The organism is Phocaeicola massiliensis B84634 = Timone 84634 = DSM 17679 = JCM 13223 (genome assembly GCF_000382445.1).
GTDB lineage: Bacteria > Bacteroidota > Bacteroidia > Bacteroidales > Bacteroidaceae > Phocaeicola > Phocaeicola massiliensis.
The window spans coordinates 387,601-405,652 of sequence record NZ_KB905472.1; the positions used below are offsets into that span (position 1 = coordinate 387,601).

General features: G+C 46.1%; 25 protein-coding genes and 1 tRNA gene. 7 read left to right on the top strand and 19 right to left on the bottom strand.

From position 1 onward, the window contains the following. Nucleotides 1–167 precede the first annotated feature (167 nt). Both HMPREF1534_RS17315 and HMPREF1534_RS17310 read left to right on the top strand, forming a co-directional pair. Entirely contained in the window at nt 168–602 is a 435-nt protein-coding gene (locus HMPREF1534_RS17315; protein WP_005936126.1) for an HU family DNA-binding protein, read from the top strand. Between the two features lie 149 nt (nt 603–751). Beyond that, on the top strand, nt 752–961 hold the full coding sequence (locus HMPREF1534_RS17310) for a DUF4248 domain-containing protein (RefSeq protein WP_018452628.1): 210 nt from the start codon (nt 752–754) through the stop codon (nt 959–961). A gap of 89 nt (nt 962–1,050) precedes the next feature. Here the strand turns inward: HMPREF1534_RS17310 and HMPREF1534_RS17305 are convergent, their stop codons facing one another. From HMPREF1534_RS17305 to HMPREF1534_RS17235, 17 genes are all read right to left on the bottom strand, one after another. Then, entirely contained in the window at nt 1,051–1,488 is a 438-nt protein-coding gene (locus HMPREF1534_RS17305) for a DUF2335 domain-containing protein (RefSeq protein ID WP_005936132.1), read from the bottom strand. Then, nucleotides 1,481–1,714 carry a hypothetical protein gene (locus HMPREF1534_RS17300; protein WP_258462299.1) on the bottom strand — a complete coding sequence of 78 codons (234 nt, stop codon included), beginning with the start codon at nt 1,712–1,714 and terminating at the stop codon, nt 1,481–1,483. Before HMPREF1534_RS17300 ends, HMPREF1534_RS17305 begins: the two co-directional genes overlap by 8 nt. Nucleotides 1,715–1,983: 269 nt before the next feature. Then, nucleotides 1,984–2,241, bottom strand: coding sequence for a hypothetical protein (locus HMPREF1534_RS17295; RefSeq protein WP_005936139.1), 258 nt, complete (start codon nt 2,239–2,241; stop codon nt 1,984–1,986). Further along, complete coding sequence (locus tag HMPREF1534_RS0118775; RefSeq protein ID WP_018452629.1) at nt 2,229–2,450, bottom strand: hypothetical protein; 222 nt, start codon at nt 2,448–2,450, stop codon at nt 2,229–2,231. The genes HMPREF1534_RS17295 and HMPREF1534_RS0118775 overlap by 13 nt, the downstream gene beginning before the upstream one ends. Further along, a complete protein-coding gene (locus HMPREF1534_RS17290) occupies nt 2,440–2,937 on the bottom strand; it encodes a DUF4494 domain-containing protein (RefSeq protein WP_005936141.1) in 498 nt (165 codons plus the stop codon). The genes HMPREF1534_RS0118775 and HMPREF1534_RS17290 overlap by 11 nt, the downstream gene beginning before the upstream one ends. Before the next feature lie 35 nt (nt 2,938–2,972). Continuing rightward, nucleotides 2,973–3,677, bottom strand: a complete 705-nt coding sequence (locus HMPREF1534_RS17285; RefSeq protein ID WP_005936144.1) for a DUF2786 domain-containing protein — start codon at nt 3,675–3,677, stop codon at nt 2,973–2,975. 3 nt (nt 3,678–3,680) lie between these two features. Continuing rightward, nucleotides 3,681–3,965, bottom strand: a complete 285-nt coding sequence (locus HMPREF1534_RS17280) for a hypothetical protein (protein WP_005936147.1) — start codon at nt 3,963–3,965, stop codon at nt 3,681–3,683. A gap of 167 nt (nt 3,966–4,132) precedes the next feature. Next, nucleotides 4,133–4,675, bottom strand: a complete 543-nt coding sequence (locus tag HMPREF1534_RS17275) for a host-nuclease inhibitor Gam family protein (RefSeq protein ID WP_005936150.1) — start codon at nt 4,673–4,675, stop codon at nt 4,133–4,135. 189 nt (nt 4,676–4,864) lie between these two features. Next, nucleotides 4,865–5,032, bottom strand: a complete 168-nt coding sequence (locus HMPREF1534_RS20580) for a hypothetical protein (RefSeq protein ID WP_005936153.1) — start codon at nt 5,030–5,032, stop codon at nt 4,865–4,867. Beyond that, entirely contained in the window at nt 5,029–5,637 is a 609-nt protein-coding gene (locus HMPREF1534_RS17270) for a MerR family transcriptional regulator (protein ID WP_005936155.1), read from the bottom strand. The genes HMPREF1534_RS20580 and HMPREF1534_RS17270 overlap by 4 nt, the downstream gene beginning before the upstream one ends. Nucleotides 5,638–5,685: 48 nt before the next feature. Further along, the gene (locus tag HMPREF1534_RS17265) at nt 5,686–6,129 is read right to left on the bottom strand and encodes a hypothetical protein (RefSeq protein ID WP_005936158.1); all 444 of its coding nucleotides are present in this window, start codon (nt 6,127–6,129) and stop codon (nt 5,686–5,688) included. 22 nt (nt 6,130–6,151) lie between these two features. Beyond that, on the bottom strand, nt 6,152–6,835 hold the full coding sequence (locus HMPREF1534_RS17260; RefSeq protein ID WP_005936161.1) for a DNA repair protein RadA family protein: 684 nt from the start codon (nt 6,833–6,835) through the stop codon (nt 6,152–6,154). Beyond that, nucleotides 6,832–7,725 (bottom strand): AAA family ATPase, encoded by an 894-nt coding sequence (locus HMPREF1534_RS17255; RefSeq protein WP_005936165.1) that lies wholly within the window; start codon nt 7,723–7,725, stop codon nt 6,832–6,834. Before HMPREF1534_RS17255 ends, HMPREF1534_RS17260 begins: the two co-directional genes overlap by 4 nt. Before the next feature lie 61 nt (nt 7,726–7,786). Beyond that, nucleotides 7,787–9,880: a hypothetical protein gene (locus tag HMPREF1534_RS17250; RefSeq protein ID WP_005936169.1), complete on the bottom strand. Its 2,094-nt coding sequence runs from the start codon at nt 9,878–9,880 to the stop codon at nt 7,787–7,789. A 203-nt stretch (nt 9,881–10,083) separates the two neighbouring features. Continuing rightward, nucleotides 10,084–10,299 carry a hypothetical protein gene (locus tag HMPREF1534_RS17245; protein ID WP_005936172.1) on the bottom strand — a complete coding sequence of 72 codons (216 nt, stop codon included), beginning with the start codon at nt 10,297–10,299 and terminating at the stop codon, nt 10,084–10,086. A 145-nt stretch (nt 10,300–10,444) separates the two neighbouring features. Continuing rightward, nucleotides 10,445–10,645 carry a hypothetical protein gene (locus HMPREF1534_RS17240; RefSeq protein ID WP_005936174.1) on the bottom strand — a complete coding sequence of 67 codons (201 nt, stop codon included), beginning with the start codon at nt 10,643–10,645 and terminating at the stop codon, nt 10,445–10,447. Between the two features lie 11 nt (nt 10,646–10,656). Next, nucleotides 10,657–10,869: a hypothetical protein gene (locus HMPREF1534_RS17235; protein ID WP_005936178.1), complete on the bottom strand. Its 213-nt coding sequence runs from the start codon at nt 10,867–10,869 to the stop codon at nt 10,657–10,659. Between the two features lie 141 nt (nt 10,870–11,010). On the opposite strand from HMPREF1534_RS17235, the gene HMPREF1534_RS17230 reads away from it, so the two are divergent. Both HMPREF1534_RS17230 and HMPREF1534_RS17225 read left to right on the top strand, forming a co-directional pair. Continuing rightward, nucleotides 11,011–11,826: a LexA family transcriptional regulator gene (locus HMPREF1534_RS17230; RefSeq protein ID WP_018452630.1), complete on the top strand. Its 816-nt coding sequence runs from the start codon at nt 11,011–11,013 to the stop codon at nt 11,824–11,826. A gap of 33 nt (nt 11,827–11,859) precedes the next feature. After that, a complete protein-coding gene (locus tag HMPREF1534_RS17225; protein WP_005936184.1) occupies nt 11,860–13,203 on the top strand; it encodes a hypothetical protein in 1,344 nt (447 codons plus the stop codon). A gap of 134 nt (nt 13,204–13,337) precedes the next feature. Here the strand turns inward: HMPREF1534_RS17225 and HMPREF1534_RS20225 are convergent. Then, nucleotides 13,338–13,419: transfer RNA gene (locus HMPREF1534_RS20225), tRNA-OTHER, on the bottom strand. A gap of 798 nt (nt 13,420–14,217) precedes the next feature. Here HMPREF1534_RS20225 and HMPREF1534_RS17220 point away from each other — a divergent pair. Further along, nucleotides 14,218–14,784 carry a DUF4840 domain-containing protein gene (locus HMPREF1534_RS17220; RefSeq protein ID WP_005936187.1) on the top strand — a complete coding sequence of 189 codons (567 nt, stop codon included), beginning with the start codon at nt 14,218–14,220 and terminating at the stop codon, nt 14,782–14,784. 59 nt (nt 14,785–14,843) lie between these two features. On the opposite strand, the gene HMPREF1534_RS17215 is transcribed toward HMPREF1534_RS17220, so the two are convergent. Then, a complete protein-coding gene (locus HMPREF1534_RS17215) occupies nt 14,844–15,728 on the bottom strand; it encodes a helix-turn-helix domain-containing protein (RefSeq protein ID WP_025066763.1) in 885 nt (294 codons plus the stop codon). Nucleotides 15,729–15,961: 233 nt separating this feature from the next. Between HMPREF1534_RS17215 and HMPREF1534_RS17210 the strand changes: the two genes are divergently transcribed. Next, nucleotides 15,962–17,038 (top strand): alpha/beta hydrolase, encoded by a 1,077-nt coding sequence (locus HMPREF1534_RS17210; protein ID WP_025066764.1) that lies wholly within the window; start codon nt 15,962–15,964, stop codon nt 17,036–17,038. A gap of 225 nt (nt 17,039–17,263) precedes the next feature. Beyond that, a complete protein-coding gene (locus HMPREF1534_RS17205) occupies nt 17,264–18,025 on the top strand; it encodes an amidohydrolase (RefSeq protein WP_005936194.1) in 762 nt (253 codons plus the stop codon). Nucleotides 18,026–18,052 lie beyond the last annotated feature (27 nt).

The following is an 18,052-nucleotide window of genomic DNA, read 5'->3' on the forward strand; positions in this document are numbered from 1 at the left end:
CAAATATAGTGATTTTCACTTTTATGTACCTATATTTATAGATGGATATTCTATAAAATGACCTGTTCGTCAACTCTATATTCTGCAACCATAGTATATTTGCGCCGTGTTCGCGACACAACATGCGATTGATTATTATTTACCAACCATTAAAACACGACAGAATTATGGCAGAAATCAACTATTCTATTGCGGCGATGAAGAAGCCCGCAGAACCCGAAGCCGCGCCGCTATACTACGCCAAAATGCAGGCAAGCGGCGTGGTGGACCTGGACGACATGGCCGAGGAAATATCCTACGCCACCACCCTGACCGACGGTGACGTGCTCAACGTGCTCCGCGCCCTTATCAAGCAGATGAAGAAGAACCTCGCGGCGGGCAAGATTGTCCGCATGGAGAAGTTCGGCTCGTTCCAGTTCCAGCTTTGCAGCAAAGGCGCAGACTCGGAAGAGAAGTTCTCGGCCGACAGCATCAAGAAGGTGAATATCCAGTTCCGCCCCGGCGCGCTGGTGCGCGAGGCGCAGAACCTGAAGACGCTCAACTTCAAGAAGGTGCCCAAGAAGACGGCCGGGAAGGACGCACCGGCCAAGGCGCAGGACTAGCATGGGGTAAACGCCAGCCTACCATGCAGTGATTCACCGACTACCCCATAGTAGATGACCGGCTACTATGGGGTAGTTTTTTATTAGTATGAACCATAGGGCAGACCCCGTGTGTCTGTCCGCAAACACGAAGGAAGGAGACAAGAAGTATGAAAGCAATTTATATGAATGAACTGGCACAGGAGTATTTTCCGCGTTCTACCAAGCGGAGTGCCGTGACGCAGCTGCGCCGATGGGTGGTGCTGTGCGTGCCGTTGCAGCACAGGCTGGAGGAACTGTCGTTTCATAAAGGGCAGCGGGTGCTTACACCGTTGCAGCATGAGGCGGTGGTGGAGTTTCTGGGTGAACCGGGAGAATAGACCTTTTTGCGGAGGTCAGCAAAATGATAATCCCCGGCAGACACAACCGTCTGCCGGGGATTATCATTTTCTTGTTATAGGTTATATTGTTATTTTTTCGATGCCTTGTTTTCGCTGTTGTCTTTATTGACGAAAATCGAAATGATGGAGACAATAGCTGTTCCTCCTAAGAAAGTAGCAAGCCAAGGTTTATCCAGATACAATGCGTAAGCAGCAACGGCGAGAAACGCAATCAGACATAAAAACGCAAAAAACATACCCCACCAGTTCATTCTTCCTGTTCTTCCGTCCGCTTTGCTTATTATTTGGAGCTTCTTCTCATCCATCTTATGCCTGTGGCTTTGTTCTTTTATTGAAGCGTCAATCAAATAATCTACAATGCGGGGGTCTATTTGTTTGTATGCTTCAAGTTCTTGAGGGGAAGGCAGACAATTATCATCTACTGTATAAGTTTGTTCCAATTGTTTCCCGACCCCTTGCTCGGTAGAGACCTGAGTCTCTTTTTGTTTGATTTCTTGCTTACCCATTTCTTAAAGCTAGTTTGTCGAATGATTTACGTACATCTTTTTCGATAGCTTTGCGGTCTTTTAATACATTCTGACGGTCATCCGAACGACGGCTTTCTTTCCCGAACATTTCTTCTTTTAGTTCAAGGATTTCCTTTGATTCTTTATGGTAGCGTCCTTTGGAAGCATCGCGGAATGTAGACGTTCCTTTCTTTATGAAACGACTCAATTCTTTTATTACACACATATTGGCCTCCATTCTTAATTGATTTATATTTAAACCCATATTCCAGTAAAAAGGTTCGCACTTTTATATTTAATTGTAATAGCTATCGGAATCTTCATTTTGAAACACGCTACAAATAAACGAAAAAAGAATGGTTTACGCAATTATTGTCGCTACTTTGTGGTTATCTTGTGGTCTTTTTGTGGCTTCTTCGTAGTGTGGCCGTGCTGTTCCGGATACAACAATCCCCGGCAGACACAACCGCCTGTCGGGGATTATCATTTTGGGACTCATTTCTGTTTCGTGATATTCCAAACCCGTCCTCCCGTCTTGCTCACCGCCCGCTCCATGAACTCCATGGCCTTGTAGTCTTTGGGGTTCACGGTGAAGGTCACCGCCACCAGTCCGGGGGTGTTTGCTTCTTGAAAGGTGATGGACATCGGGCGGTCATAGCGTACCCAGTAGGAGAGGAATTCCACGCACCGCGCTTCATCCAGCTGCACCGCCAGGCGTTGAGGGCCGAAGATGTCGAGACTTATCCCTTCCATGACACCTTTGTTTTGTCTTCAGGAATATAGGGGATTATCACCACGTCTATCACCGCACTCACCACGACGCGTCCGCTTCCCCGGCAGTCGGGACAGATTTCGGTGATCTCGTTCTCTTCCCGTTCATCCAGCCTGGTGAGGAAGCCTGTGCCGCCGCAGTGGCGGCACAAGGCTACTTTAGGGTGCTTGTACTTCTTCTCACTCTTCATCGTTCGCGGAGTCTGTATCGGAAAATTCGGGTTTGGGAGCATCCGGTCCGGCTTCGTAGTAATATACGTCCATGATGGGTGTCTCGGCTACAGAAGCTATCACGTAGTCCGCCATGGTGCCTTTCATTCCTTCGTCCATCTTTACGATAGAGTCGCGGAGGTCAGCAGCCTGTACCAATATGTTGGTGGCGACACGTTTTTCGGCACCGCTCTTTTCATCCAACGTGATATAGTAAAGCTTGAACTTGAACCAGCGGTCGGCGGCATCCTCGTTACTGGGGAACAACTCGCTGAAATTGGCGCGTTTCACATCGGACACGGTGAATCCGCCGCTGATGAACGGGGTCGTTTCTTCGATGATACGTGCTTCGGCTTCGGTGAAGCTGAGGGCATCCACCAGGTAGGGTTCGGTCACTTTCTTGTTCATTCCATTCTCGGCTACCTTCTCGTAGCGTACTTTGCATTCAAACCATGTGTGCATTGCCATAATCTTTTTGTTTTTAGTGAGTTAATAAAATGTTGTTATTTAAGTGCTTTCGCAATCCGTTGTTTGCGTCCATCCTTTTCGCCGATGGAGTATGCGTTTCCGTCCAACATGCGGCGGGCACCGGATTTCCATTGTCCGGCCTTCTGGCCCTGGTCTTTCAAATAGTGTTCAATCATCGTTTGATGACAGACGGTGAGAGCGGTGCAGGTTTCTTCCGCTGCTTTCTCTTTTTCCAGTTTGTCACGTACTCCGGACGCGCAGCCCAGCAGATAGGATGCCGCCCACAGATTACGCTGTCGCGGAAGGATGCGGTATCCGGCAAAGTGCTCTTTGTAACGGCGCGGCATCAGACCGGAGAATACGGTGGTGAGGAAGTTGAAGGCGTATTCCACTGCCATGCGGTTCACGTCCGTGCCGTAAACGCACATCGTGCAGGTGCCTTTCACCATGAAACCTTTGCTGTAATAGTGCTTGCAGAGCACGTTCAGCAGGTCTTGTTTCCAGCCGCAACGGTAAGGGTCGGCGGTGTTCAGGCCGCTGCTGCGACCGATGGGGCTTTCTTCTTTTTCACCGGTAGCTGCTGACTGGTACACTTCTGCCATTTCCAAATTATATTGGGTCAACAGTCGCTGGATGGCAGCAGCCGCGGCATTGGCTTCGCCTTCGGAACCGATGGCCTGCGCACCGTCGCGCAGGGCTATCAGTTTCTTTATTTTGTCTATGATGGTCTGTTTGTCCATAGGTTATTGTTTAATATAGACTGAAAGCAGCGGTGTGCCGTTTCGCTTGACAATCAGCACGGTGTTTCCGCTGTCTTCTATAATCTCCGTGGTTACCCGGCTGGTGAGTGTCTGCCCCAACCGGAGTTGGTCCAGGTATCGGTCCAGCGAGTACTTCAGGTGGTCGAAGTCATCACGTGTGCCTTCGTAGTCACATCGCTGTGCGTTTGCCAGCACGCAGATGAGGAGCTTCAGCCACTTGGGGCGTTTCTCCTTTGCGATGTTACATTTATAGGTGAGTATGGCCATTGTTGTCTGTAGTTTTGGGTTTATACTTCCATCCGTTCAGGTCGTAGAGGGCGCGGCGTGCCGTCTCGAAATCGGCGAACTCGCCCACCTCGTTGCCCTCCCAGTGCTCCGCCACCTGCCGCCACCGGATGATGCGGAAGCGGCTGTAGTGGCGGCTGATGGTATACTTAGGATGCGGAGGCAGGGGTCGGCTGTTCATTCTCTTTCTTGGGTTCAAGGTAAAACGTTTCGTCCTGCACCACCTGCACGCCTATCTTGGGGAAGACGGCTGCCACCTCCTCGATGGCGCGGTCGGCCAGCAGTTTGTCTTTGGCCAGTTCCTCGGTGGTGCGGATGTAGCCGGGGAGCAGCTCCTTGCATAAATTGGTTACCGCCGCCCAGGTGAAGCCTTTCAGATTTTTCAGTTTCGGCGTTCCGGTACGGAAGCCGAACACGCCGTGAGCGGATTCCATGCTCTTCTTCTTGCCAAACAGCGCATCCTTGTTCTCGGTGGCGTAAGTCTGGATAATCTCGAAGTTGCGTTCCTTGGTGTCGCCCAGCTCTGCCAGCTGGTCGGCATACTTCTCGCGGATGCGGGTCATTTCCTGATCCATGCGGGCGGTGATGCCCTGTACCTTGGCATCGGCTGCTGCATAGTCGGCGAATGCCTGTTCGGCGGCTTCGCGAGTGACGCCTGTAATGACTGTTTTCTTTACTCTTTTTGTTGCCATAATCTTGTTTTTAATTAGTGGTTAAGTAGTTATTAGTAGTTACTAGTTGTCAAGTAGTCAACTGTAGGGGCAGGGTCTGCCTGCCCGAATGCACAGGGCGAACCGTTTTCGGGCGACCGAACGTCGCCCCTACAGCAAAATGATAGCCGGATTCGGTTTTGACACGTCTCCTGGCTTCTGTGGCTTCTCCTATTCATCGTCCCAGCCGCTGATGTTGTATTCCTGCTGCATGCTGATGCGTATCTCTTCGTCCAGAAATTCCACCAGTTCATTGTATATCTGAATCTGGTCGAGGTTGGTGAATCGTTCCACCTTGCGGCGGATGGCTTCCTTGAGTTGTTCGATTACTTCGTTCATGCGTTTTCGGATTTTGATAGTTTGTATTCTTTCACCACTTCGCTGTGCATCAGACCGTGCTTGCTGTAGCACACTCTTTTCCCCTTCAAGTACCCTGTTACCAGTCCTTTGTCCGCCCATCGCTTGATGGTGCTTTTGCCGCATCCCAGCAGGCGGCATGCTTCGGCCTGGCTGATGAGGTCGGAGGGGGCTTCGGAAGCATCCTTGCGAGTGGCCTTGTTGATTTCGGCACGAAGCCCCAGGCGACGCTCCAATCGTTCCACCCGCTTCAACAGATTGCGGTAGTCTTTCAGCGACACCGTTGCGGTGGTTTCTTCCGCCTCGTATTCTTCCTTTTGGCGCATCAGGTTTTCCCATACACCGTCCGGCAGGTCGGGAATCAGTTCTTCCAGCGTGAGTCGGCCGGATACGTATTGTGCGGCATCGCGTGCGGCGAAAAAGCGGGCTTCGTTTCTTTCGTCTCCGAGAGCGGTTGATACGTAGGTGTCGAACACCTGTGATTCGGTCATGCGATTGTGCAATACGTCGGTCTGCGCATCCTTGTGTTCGCCTCCGTACTGGTCCAGCAGGTGGAGGGCGGTTTGGATTTCTTGTCTTGTTCTCATTTCTTTTCTTTGTGTGTTCGGGCGGACACACGGGTCCGCCTCTATGGGTTATTGGTTTTCTTTTCGTGCGATGACTTCCAGCTGCTTCTTCACTTCCTTCAGCTCGGGCAGGGTCATCAGCGTGAGGTTCTTGCGGAACTTGGTGTGTGTGCGGCAGAAGAGGTTGATCTTGGCTTTGTTCATTTCAAAATCAGCTTCGCTGTCCGAGGCGTAGTCCTTGTTCAGGAAGGTAATCTGCAGAGACAGGGCATAGATACTGCGGCACAGGGCTTTCGCTTCCTTCCGGGCCGCCTGCTGTCTGTCGATGTTCAGTCTTTCCAGTAGCAGGCGCGCTTCGTCGAAGGTCAGCTCCTTGGTACTGTCGGTACGTCCGTCGGTGAACCGGGCGATGAAGTCGTGACGGTCGTCGTCATCGTATCCCATCTTATGGAAACTGGCGTGCAGGGCTTTGAGTTGCTGCGGCGATACGGGTTTGTTTGCTGTTGTCTTCATTGTTATGACTTTTTAAATGTTGTTACTCTTCAACAGGCCAGCACTTCCGTGCCCCTTCCGGCCAGATGTCGAAATATCCCCTCGGTCCGATGTAACGTCCGCGGCTGAATGCACGGTAGCTTTCGATATACACTTTCATGTCGGCATTGTACATCACGCTGCGGGCGGCACGTCCGGCAGGTAGTTTGCCGTCGGCGTGGCTGATGAAGATGAGCAGTTTGTTCTTGTTGCGCTCTTTGAACTCTACATACTGCTTGAAACTCATCATGGTGTACTGAAAGCTGTCTATCACCACAAAGTCGGGGCTTTTCTGACGGTGCAGACGGATATCCAGTTGCTCCATGCTCTCGGCATCTATCAGCAGGAAGCGGCGGTTTACTTCCATCATGTTGAAACGTTTCAGCGAGTTCTGCATGGTGAGGCTCACGCCTTCCTCCAGACTGTTGTAGGCCACGCGCCCGAAACGGCACAGGTATTTGCAGAGCTGCATCACGAACGAGGTCTTTCCGTTGCCGCTTTGTCCCCAGATGAGCCACACGCCGCGCTTCTCGGGACGGCCGAACGCCTGATACCAGTCGCCGTCAAAGTCGAAGGTGTCGTACTTGATACTCATCATCTCACGCACCCCTTTGGCGTTGCGCTCGAAGGTGCGCTGTTCCGGCTGGGGGGCGCGGCGTCCTTTCTTCTTCACCTGCTCCGCCATCATTCCGCATCTCCTTTCCTGTTGCGGCTTTCGATGATGCGTTTCTGTGCGTGCACCATTTTCTTGACGCGGCGAAGGTCGTTCTCGCTGGCTTCCGCGTCTTTCAGCACTTTCTTTATCTCGGAGTCGGCGGTCAGCCCGTTGGCCTGGCAGATGGTGTAGATGTCGTTCTGCGTGGTGGCGTGCACTTCAAAGAAACGGCGTCCGATGCGGCTGTTTATCTCTTTGTACCCCTTTTTGTTGTAACGGAGGCCGCCCGCCATGCGGCGTTTGATGAAGTCGGTGCTGAGGAACACGATGCCGCTGTGACCTTCCAGACGGTTGTAGATACTGATGAAGTAATTGAAAACACTGTCCGTCAGCTTGTCGCCCTCATCGAAGATGATCAGGGGATTGTTGAGAAAGGCAATCATGCCGATGGCGTATTCCAGCATCTCGCGCAGGTTGGTGCCGTCGGTGGGTGCGCCCACCTGTTTGGCTATTTCGCGCACGAAGTCGCTTTTCTTCATGTCTTCCGAGCAGAGTATGTAGAACACGTTGCGGTGGTTCTTGCGGTAGTCTATGGCGGCGGTGGTTTTTCCGCATCCGGCATCGCCCACCACCCACGTGACGTTTTTGTACATCTGTGCATCGGCCAGGACGAAGTTGATTTCCTTGAAGGCGGTGCTCTCGGTCAGCATCCAACGTTCAAAGCTGTAGCCTATCTGGGTGGCGATGCGCACGAACATGTCATCGCTGATGCTGGTGTACTTGCTGTTCAGGATGGTGGAGATGGTTGCGGCGGATACTCCGCTGAGGGATTCGCTCGCACGGTTACGCGAAGTGTAGTTGTCGCAGTAGGCGTTCAGCGCGTCGCGGATGGTATCCTTGTCTTGCAGTGATAGTTCTTTCATTTTGTTTGAATCTTATTTTAATGGTTATTTAATGTCGTTCAAATAGTGTTCAATGAGGGGGTTACATCATTTCGTAGCCTTTCACATCATCGAAGGTGAGATTGGAAAGTTCCTTGGTCTGTCCGCCCAGGGTGGAGTAGGCCAGTTCCATTCCGTCCTCGTCTTCTTCCTGCTCCAGTTTCTCGGGCAGGGAGATGGGGGCTTTGCGCCTGCCTTTCTCGTAGTCCTTCCGTATCTGTTCCATCTTCTCCTTGCTTACGTTTTTGGGCTGGGGAGTAGAAAGCCCGAACAGTTCGGCAGCTATTTTTTCGTCCAAATCAAATTCTTCAGTGGCAATCTGTAGCAATCCCATAGTCTCTTTACTCTGTTCGATGGCGCGGCGCATATAGCTGGTCTGTTCCTCGGTACGTTCCTGCGTGCCTCGGCAGATGGATACCTTCGGAGTGGCATCGGTACTGTATCTCAACTCATTGTTGGCCAGCACTTCCCACAGTTCGATGCGGGTCATATCCATAGGATCATAGAAGATACGGAATTTGCGTCCGGTGTTGCGTAGCGCCCATGCTTCATTGCGAAGCCCGTTTTTGCCATATACATCGTATTCGTAGGACTCCTTGTTGAGGTCGAAAGCCAGTCCCTTGTTTGTGTAAGTCACAGTTTCAGGCTTTTTCAGCCAGAACATCTGTATCAGGTCCATGGCGGTGACAGGCTGCGTTTCGGGATTTTCGCTCATGCGGTACATCTCGATGCGTGCGATGCCTGTGGCGGGATGCGGGGCATTGTTCCACTGCTCGCGGCATTCCTTGTATATCTGCTTCACTTCCTCCAGTGTGGGAAGGGCGTAGGCATTCTGTTCGATGAATTCCATATTGGGATGACTGTTCTTTTTCACGGTGGTGACGTTCTGTCCCGTGAAGTGCCATATCTTGTGCAATATCTGCGACTGGAAACGGCCGAAGGCTGATTCGATGGTCTTGCTGTTGCCGTTGTAGGGCATCGTGGGTTTGCGCAGCACGGCTATCTTGTCGAAGAACCCCTGTGCGGCGGCTTTCCTGTGGCCGCCCTGGTTGTCGTTCACTATCTCGTAGGGGCGGACACCTGCCACCTCCACCGCCATGCGGAAAGCACGGTACTGGCTGTCGAAGTTCTCGTTCGGGGCGATGTCGTAGCCCAGAAACACTTCGCTGTAGGCATCCATCACTTCGTATACGGAAGTGGTGCACATCTTTCCGTCCTTGTTCTTATAGTACAAGTTGAGTTTCGTACCGTCACTGTACCACAGTGAGTCGCGCATGGTGGGCATTTCCGTTTTCAGCAGGGAAGTGTATTTTCCTTTCCATGCCTGCATTCCGAATACGGCTGCATACCACAGGGGCATCACTTCGGGGGCATAGAGGTAATTGCGCAGGGTGTTGGGTGACTTGATGGGCTTTAATGCCTGTGTCTTGTCTCTCTTCCATTGGCTCTCTTCTGCCAGACGGTTGAATTCTTCAAATATCTGGGCTTCCGTGTAAACAGGCACACGGCTGCGTCTCAGTCTCAGTATCAGGCGTGCTTCGCGCGGTCCTATCTTGCGGGCGGAGCTGTTGCCGTTCTTCTGGCTGACCAGCACGATGTAGCCGTATTTTTTATAGTCGTTGAGCTTCTCGCGCAGGCGGCTGCTCTTCGGCAGGGTGTGCCCGTAGAGTTGGCGCAGTTTCTCGCAGGTGCCTTCCGCCAGTTCCCATGCCACCTTGGGGCGGCTGTGTCCCAGCTTGCCTTGCATGGCCCTTGCTTCCGCTTCCACGCGTACCATTTCATTCAGTACCTGGGCATTTAGAATATATTCTGCCTGTTTTTTGTCTGTGAGGCTGCTTCCGTCCGCCAATGTATGGCGGCGGTAGAAGTCGATCGCTTTACTGTCTGTTCGTAGGATATTGTTCATAAGCTGGTTCTTTAATCGGATTTCGGCATCGGGGTGGATTTCGTCATACTTCTGACGCACGAGGGCAGGCAGCGAGTTGTAGTCTATCAGCGCTATCCGTCCGTTCCCTCCGCGTTGGTGGAAAATGAACTGCTTGCGCTTTGTGTAATTGATGTATTGCGCCTGGGTTATCACGCCTCCGTCCACCAGTTCGGAATGGGTGACGCACTTTACGTTTCCGTACATTTCCATGATTCTTGTTCCTTTGTCTTTGTTTGTGCAAGCCCCGGCATCGGACCGGGGATGAAAGCCGCCTTTTCCGTCTTCTTACTTCTTACCTCTTGTTGAACACCACCTATTGAAAACACGTGGTTTCAAGAATATCTATTATGATGAAAGCGTTGTTATCCTGAATATTTCGGAAAGGTTCTTTGCTTGCTCCGTTCTGTTTTTTGTCAAGCCTCCGGTCTTGCCTGGAGGTTCGCTCCGCCGTTTCCGTCGTGGTGATCGTGGCTGATGCGGTCGCTTATCAGCACAATGGCGCACATCACTACCAGCATCATACCGCCCAGCAGCTCGTTGTCCGAGGGCTGGAGGTTGTCCACCATCTTCAGTGCGATCAGCAGGCCTGCTGCTGCGGCTGTTCTCTGTACTAACTTGAATGTCTTCATCTATTTCTATGTTTTAAATGGTTGTTACTGAAAAATCTATCCCTATTCATCCCGAACCGGGATAGTTTCGCTACATTTGTAGCCGGATAATAAACATTAACTTTAAATTTATGAGTGCATTTCTTTCTATATCATAGACTTGCTTTTATTTGACTACCTTGTATCCTTTATTTCTAAGATACATTGCTACATAGTTATCATCGCCTACATCTTGAAGGACGTCGAAAAGATAACCTTTTACATAATTGGCTACAACGACCGCGTTTGCATACTCGATGTTCTGCGAAATGAATCTCACTTTCTCTGTTCTTCCTAAGCCTCTAAAGGCTTCTTCAATCTTGTTCATAATTATTCTGTTTATAGGGTTACTACATTCTGATAAGGATTCTCCGCTTCCTCAAACAGCTTTCCGCCATGACTCAAAGCCCACGTGCGGATAAGCATCGCCAGTGCACTGTCTGTTTGAAACTTCAGTGCCGCATACACAGTTACCGTAGACACTCCTTTGATGTCTGCAATCTCCTTTACTTTGTCTTTGTCTAGCTTGATGTACCTTTCTTTTTTTGCCATATTCTTTGATTTATGAGTTGCTATTTATATCTTTGAGGGCTATCTTAATTCATTAAGACGTTGCAAATATAAACACTTCGCGAATACAAACCAAACATTCTGCGAAATATTTCGCATAATGTTTATTATATATCTTTGAATATGGATAAAAAGAAGATGCTCGAACAATTGATTGAGTATTATGATAATGGTAATAAGTCACAGTTTGCTAAGCGATTAGGTATTACTCCTCAAGGTGTTAGCACATGGATGTCCCGTAATACATATGATAGCGAACTAATATTCGCAAAGTGCGAAAATGTTAATGCGGAATGGCTCCTCGCTGGTAAAGGCTCCATGCTCCGCACCGAAGAAGTACCGTCCGTTATGGAGAAAGCCGATCCGGCTGTGGAGGTAATCTCTTTCACGGAAGATAATACTGTTACCATCCCCATAGTGGAAATATCCGTAGCGGCTGGAACTGCCGGTTTTCCTAATCCGAATTATATAGAAGCAGTGGACGGGATAAAATTGCCAGCATCTATGCTGCATCGCCATGCGCAATATTATTGTGTCAGGGTAAAAGGGGACAGTATGGCACCTACCATATTAGACAGTTCTTATGTCGTGGTGCGCTTATTGGATCGTGCCGAATGGGAAGACCTCCGCGATCAGCACGTATATGTCATCAGCGACCTTGATGGACGCTCCTACCTCAAACGCTTGAAGAACCGGTTTCATGAACACGGCTTTGTCACCTGCATGAGCGACAATCCCGACAAAGTGAATTATGGGAACTTTAACCTCATGGAAAATGAGATAAATTCTATTCTGTATGCCGAGTTCTATATCAGTGCCAAAATGCCGAATATCCATGAAACATATTATAAAAAAGTTGGGGAACTGGAAGATAAGTATGATGTTCTACAAGAACAAATGAATATGGTATTAAAAAAAATAAATTTGAGGAATCCATAATTGCGATTTAATGAATATAAGAAGGATGAGAGGATGAATATGGTTTTATGGACTGTTTTGCTGTTAATCGTAGTCGTTGCTTGTATGTTCAGCAAAAGAAAAAAAAGAGAAGATGTGTCTTCTAATAAAAAAAACGCAACTGGCGATATCGTTAGAACTTGGGTAAAACAATCATTGGAAACAATCCATGTAATGGAAACAACCATAAATATAGATGTGCTGGTTGGAAGAATGGATTTATTATCACATCTAAAGACCTCACTAGCGGAAATTGACAAAACATATCTGTATAATAGTGCTGTCAATGATGGAATTGAGTTTTATAAAAATATGTATTACAATCGAGATGTAACAAAAGTTCAGTTGGACTTTATAACATCCCCAGCCACTTTTAATGATGAACCATTTATAGCATGTAATATATATAGATGCTTTAGTCAATATTGCCAAAAGATGAAAAATGAGATGGAAACACTAAAGACAAACTCAGCCAAAGAGAAAAGGAGGGATAAAATAATCGATGTGTCTCATACTTGTATCAATGAGTTGTCCCATATTGGCAAACTTGAAAATTATATTCATAATATCATTGACATGTTGAATGAAGTTGGTATAACCGCCTCTGTTAGACCAAAAGAAAACCAACCAGCTTCAAACTCATCCTATGTATTTAGTCTAAAACCACTTGTAGTTGATTCCCTTATGAAGTATGCTTCTGAGAACTGTAATATTACTAATAAAAAAGAAGCTCTTAATGTCAGAAATGAAATAGAAACAATGTTAGATAATAACACGTCTCCTGACGCGCCTTTTGTGGATTTTATAAAGAATGACACAAGGCAAAATTACGTGGATTCTTTCAGACTGTTTATTGATTCCTTTTTTCATTTAACAAACCATGATGATAATGGATACTTTAGAGTATCTCACTTCTTAAAACCGTTTACGCAAAGTTATGTTACACTAAAAGAGATACAGGAAACACGAAAAGCTGATTACAATCAGATTAAAAGAGCATCTATGGTTGAAATTCGAAAATATATGAAATTCAGGATGCCTTCATTGTTAAAAGGAATAATTGAAGACCCATTATCTAATGAAAAGAGCATCAAAGAAATCTCTCTTTCTGCATTTATTGAAGGTACTGAATATTGGGATGATGTTCTATCGTCATATAAGCAAAAAAAAGCCTATGCAAATAGACTTGAATATTTATTAGATAAACTTTCTGAAATTGAAACAAATGAAATAGATATTCCTGAATTGAATGTTTTAATTATGAAGCAGATAGAATGTTATTCGGACCTGTTGAACTCCGTAGATAATAAAAAACTCCCGGCGGAAACACCGGGAGCCAAACTAAACAAAAAAAACTAATACCGCAAGCATCGTGCATATTTTCGTGTCACCTCTCAGATAGAGTACGTCCGGTTTTTACGTCCGGCAACACATCCTGCGCTATCTTCGCCCTACTCATACGCCTGATAGATACTTCTTTCATTCTAGGATTGGGGCAGAAAGTGGACTCGAACCACTGACACGATCAGACTGAATTCCCGAAATCTGCTAGACTACCAACTGTCCTATTCTGTCATAATTAAGCCACACACACGCTTTTTGTGGTGCTAATATACTTACTAATACATTAATTATCTAATAACCAGTGTTCTAATAATTAGCCTGCTTAACCATAGAACCGTAATAACGCGTAATATCCCCCTACAAACAAGTGTTTAATCCTGCGTATTTATTGCCGAAGTTGAAATAACAGGTATAAAACACACCTCTAAAATCACGCAAAATGACTAACCAACCCTTGTATGATATTATTTTATTTTACAAATGATGACTAACCAACTTACTAACCAAATGACTAACCAACTCTGTTTTTAACATTTCAAAGTTCAAAAAGCTCACATCGCATATCTTCGTTCTGCCTTGCCAGTTCTTTAAATGGTAAAACAAACCCGCTCAAATAGCTGTAATCTGCTTTCTACAGCTATTTGAGCGGGTCTAATGTGGTTTCTATTGTGGATGTTGCATTTGAGCCGTTCAAACTCTTCAAATCGGCCGTTCAATGTTACATGATTGATACGTATTGTTACATTTTGATTTGCATGCTCGTTTATGGCTAAATTCTCTCAAACGCCCTGTTTATCGGCATTTCCAATGTTTTCTCCGATGTGCTATTTGTCGCATTTCAATTTGAGCCCCCTAGTTATAAACCGCAAAACGAAATGAAGTACTGAGCGTGTATCAAGGAAATGCAAAATGCGAATAAAAAAATTGCTTTTTATTCGTCGACTAAAAAAATATTTGTGTAGTTTTGCTTTAAATGATAAAGGCATATGTATGTATTGGGGGTAACATAATAATTAATCGATTTATGATATGAAAACAAAGGGACTGTTAAGGATAGTAGTATTATTCTTTTGTGTGATAGGATTTTCCGGGTGTAATGACGATGAATCTGAATTTTCATCTACTGAGATTCAACAAGCACTTTTTGATATGAAAGGCACGTACAAGGGTGCCGTGGAAGTTTCATATTATAGAGGTAAGGAAATTGCAACCTTTCCCGATGGAATAGCAGTGTCAAAAGATTCTCTAATATTTAAATTGCCTTTATCGCCTATTGCAGAGATGATTAAAGATGAGAATATATCACGGCACTTAAGGGAAATAGGTGATGTTGAAGTAAAAGCAGGATATGAATTCCATCAGATGGATCAAGGTGTCATGAACTTTGTCCTGCACCCTGAAAATATAGTCATTTTAGGCGGATATGGTGCTCCATTGTCAGTGAGAATAGAATTCTCTCAAAATTTTGGAGGTGATGCAGAAATATATAGCCAGTTTATGATGTTTAATATTTCACCGACAGAATTGTGGATAGACAATGAAAGATCAGAAGATTTTTCGCAGCTTGTTTATCATTTCAGGGGTAGTTATGAATGAGGTTTCACATAGAGTTTTCATGAGTAGAAGGTTTATCTTTTAAAAACACTCAAGGTCTTTTAGTTTTGTGAGTGCCGATAGTCATTCGGTGTACAGCCTGTCACCTTTTTAAAGATGAAACTAAAATATTGTACGTTGGGGTAACCCAACTGTTTAGCTACGGCAATAGGGCTATTGTCGTTTTTCTGTAATAAATGCTTGGCTTTCTCCAGTTGCTTGAATTGAAAGTATTCTTCCCAGGTCTTGCCTGTCTCGAATTTCAACAGGTCATTAAAATAGGCTGCCGAGAGATGAAGCTTTCCTGCAATATGGTAGGGCGTGGGGAGCTTGCCGCTTTGTAGTCTACCGGAAGCAATGTAATCGTCGAGTATCTTTTCTGCTGTTTTTAAAATAGCCTTGTTTTTGTTTTCCCTTGTAATGAACTGACGTTCGTAGTAGCGTGTGCAATAGTCCAGAAAGAGCTCAATGTGTTTTGAGAGGATGGTGTTGCTGTGTGTGTCGATTGGATGATGTAACTCGTCCTCTATATTTTCGAGGCAACAGGTTATTTTTGATGTTTCGCGTTGGGAGAGATGGAGTGCTTCTTCTTTCCGGTATTGGAAAAAGGTATAGTTTTGGATATGGCTTTTCAATGAAGTCTGAGATAGTAGATTGGGATGAAAGGCTAATAGATACCCTTTGTCGGGAAGTGTGTTCTCTTCACTCATGCGAAATATCTCACCGGGCATGAGGAATACCATTGTCGTATTGGAAAAGTCGTAATACTTACGGCCGCAACAGCAGCTGTTGGGACATTCCTCAATGAGCAGGATGGTATAGAAATCAAACTTCACGGCTTCCTGTTTCAAATTGAGATTTTCCAAATTGATGATGCTTACTCGCGGATGCCATGTCTTGCAACCTAAGTTTCGATTGCACTCGCATACAGTCTTGAAGTCTAAAATCTTTTTCATTGTTCGGTTTCTGTTTCTTGCTCTGCAAAAGTAAATAATCATTCAGGCTTTCCTATTACCCGGATTACTGATTATATGACCTGATTTACAGCTTATAATGAGTAAGGTTGAAACTCATAGGTTAAGAAAACTGTAATTGAGGTTGGAACATCAGTAATTGAGGTACAATGAAATATGATGTAAACTGCTACTTTTGCTACAGTAAGAATTAATAATGAAACAGCATGAAAAAGTCATTAAGAAGTTTATGTGCAGTAACGACGATAAGTCTTTGTGCCATGGGAAACCTGTTTGCGGTAGATAATAATTATTTTAATAGTGTTTATATGATAGATCAAAAACAAAGTTTGGTTCAGGAGTGGAACAAAGTATTCCCACAAAGTGATAAAGTGCATCACATGAAAGTGACTTTTCGTAATCGTTATGGTATCATCCTTGCTGCTGATATGTATATCCCTCGCAATGCTGAAGGAAAGCTGCCTGCTATTGCTGTAAGCGGTCCTTTCGGTGCGGTGAAGGAACAGGCGTCGGGGTTATATGCACAGGCCTTGGCGGAGCGTGGTTTTCTGACGATTGCCTTCGATCCTTCGTATACCGGAGAAAGTGATGGAGAACCCCGTTATGTGGCTTCGCCCGATATTAACACGGAAGATTTTTGTGCAGCAGTGGATTTTCTGTCCATTCGTGACGATGTGGATGCAGAGCGTATTGGTATTTTGGGTATTTGCGGATGGGGTGGTATGGCACTCAATGCAGCGGCTATCGATACCCGAATCAAGGCAACGGTTACGGTAACCATGTATGATATGAGCCGTGTGAATGCCAATGGCTATTTTGACTCAATGAATGCCGATGCACGTTACGAATTGCGTAAGCAGCTCAATGCTCAGCGCACGGAAGATGCGAGGAACGGTTCGTATGCTTTGGCCGGGGGAGTGGTGGACCCGTTGCCTGTGGATGCTCCCCAATTCTTGAAGGATTATCATAGTTATTATAAGACAGAACGCGGTTATCACAAGCGTTCGCTTAACTCTAACAATGGGTGGAACAAGACTTCTTCACTCTCTTTCATTAATATGCCTATACTTTCGTATAGTGATGAGATTCGAAGTGCTGTGCTGATGCTTCATGGAGAAAAAGCTCATTCGCGTTATTTCAGTGAAGATGCTTTCAAGAAGTTGAAAGGCGGGAACAAGGAGTTGCTAATCATTCCCGATGCCAGTCACGTGGATTTGTATGATAATCTAAACGTAATTCCGTTTGACAGAATAGAACGGTTCTTCCGTGAATATCTTAAATGAAAAATATTAGTCGGTTCATAGTGGTGGGTTTGTTGTTTCGTGAATTATAAGAGGATGGCTGTCTAAATAGGATGCTTCAATGGAGTGGACATGAATATAATGTATTTGCGGGATTTTCGTGTTTTTAATATAAGAAAAATGTGCTGTAAAGGAAATAGTTGGTGATAAAATGTTTGCCATCTTATTATAATTGTTACCTTTGTGGGTCTTATAATATGAAAAACAATGAAAATAACAATTCTACAAAGAAATATAGAATGGGCGAATCCTCAAGCAAATGTAGAGAGAGCTGATGAGGCTATTAATCGTTTGCCGGATGCCGATTTGTTTGTCTTACCCGAAATGTTCTCCACTGGTTTTTGTACCAAGCCGGAGGGTGTGGCCGAGAGTGCGGACAGTGAAACTTTGCATTGGATGCAGCGTAAAGCGGTCGAGCGTAACTGTGCTGTTGCCGGAAGTGTGGCAGTGCAGGAAAATGGAAAATATTATAACCGTTTCTATTTTGTACATCCTGACGGCTCGGTGCAGCATTATGATAAAAAGCATTTATTTACTTATGGAGGAGAGGATAAGCGGTTTACTGCCGGAACGCAAAGGGTGGTGGTAAACTATCGGGGTGTGCGTATTTTGTTGGAAGTATGTTACGATCTCCGCTTCCCGGTGTGGTCTCGTAATTTGGGCGACTATGATATGATACTTTATGTGGCCAGTTGGCCTACTCCCCGTGTAGATGCATGGAGTGCTTTGCTCCGTGCCCGTGCCATAGAAAATCAATGCTATGTGGCAGGAGTTAATCGGATGGGGACTGACCCGGCTTGTGAATATTCGGGTGGGAGCGCCATCATAGATCCATACGGAAAGACAATGGCCGAATGTCCGTGGAGTTGTGAAAGTGAAGTCACTGCAGAGATAGATATGGAGAAATTAGCAGCATTCCGTGAGAAATTTCCGGTGCTGAATGATGCCGATTCTTTTAGCTTGCTATAAAAAAGAACGGATAGAATCGAATAATAA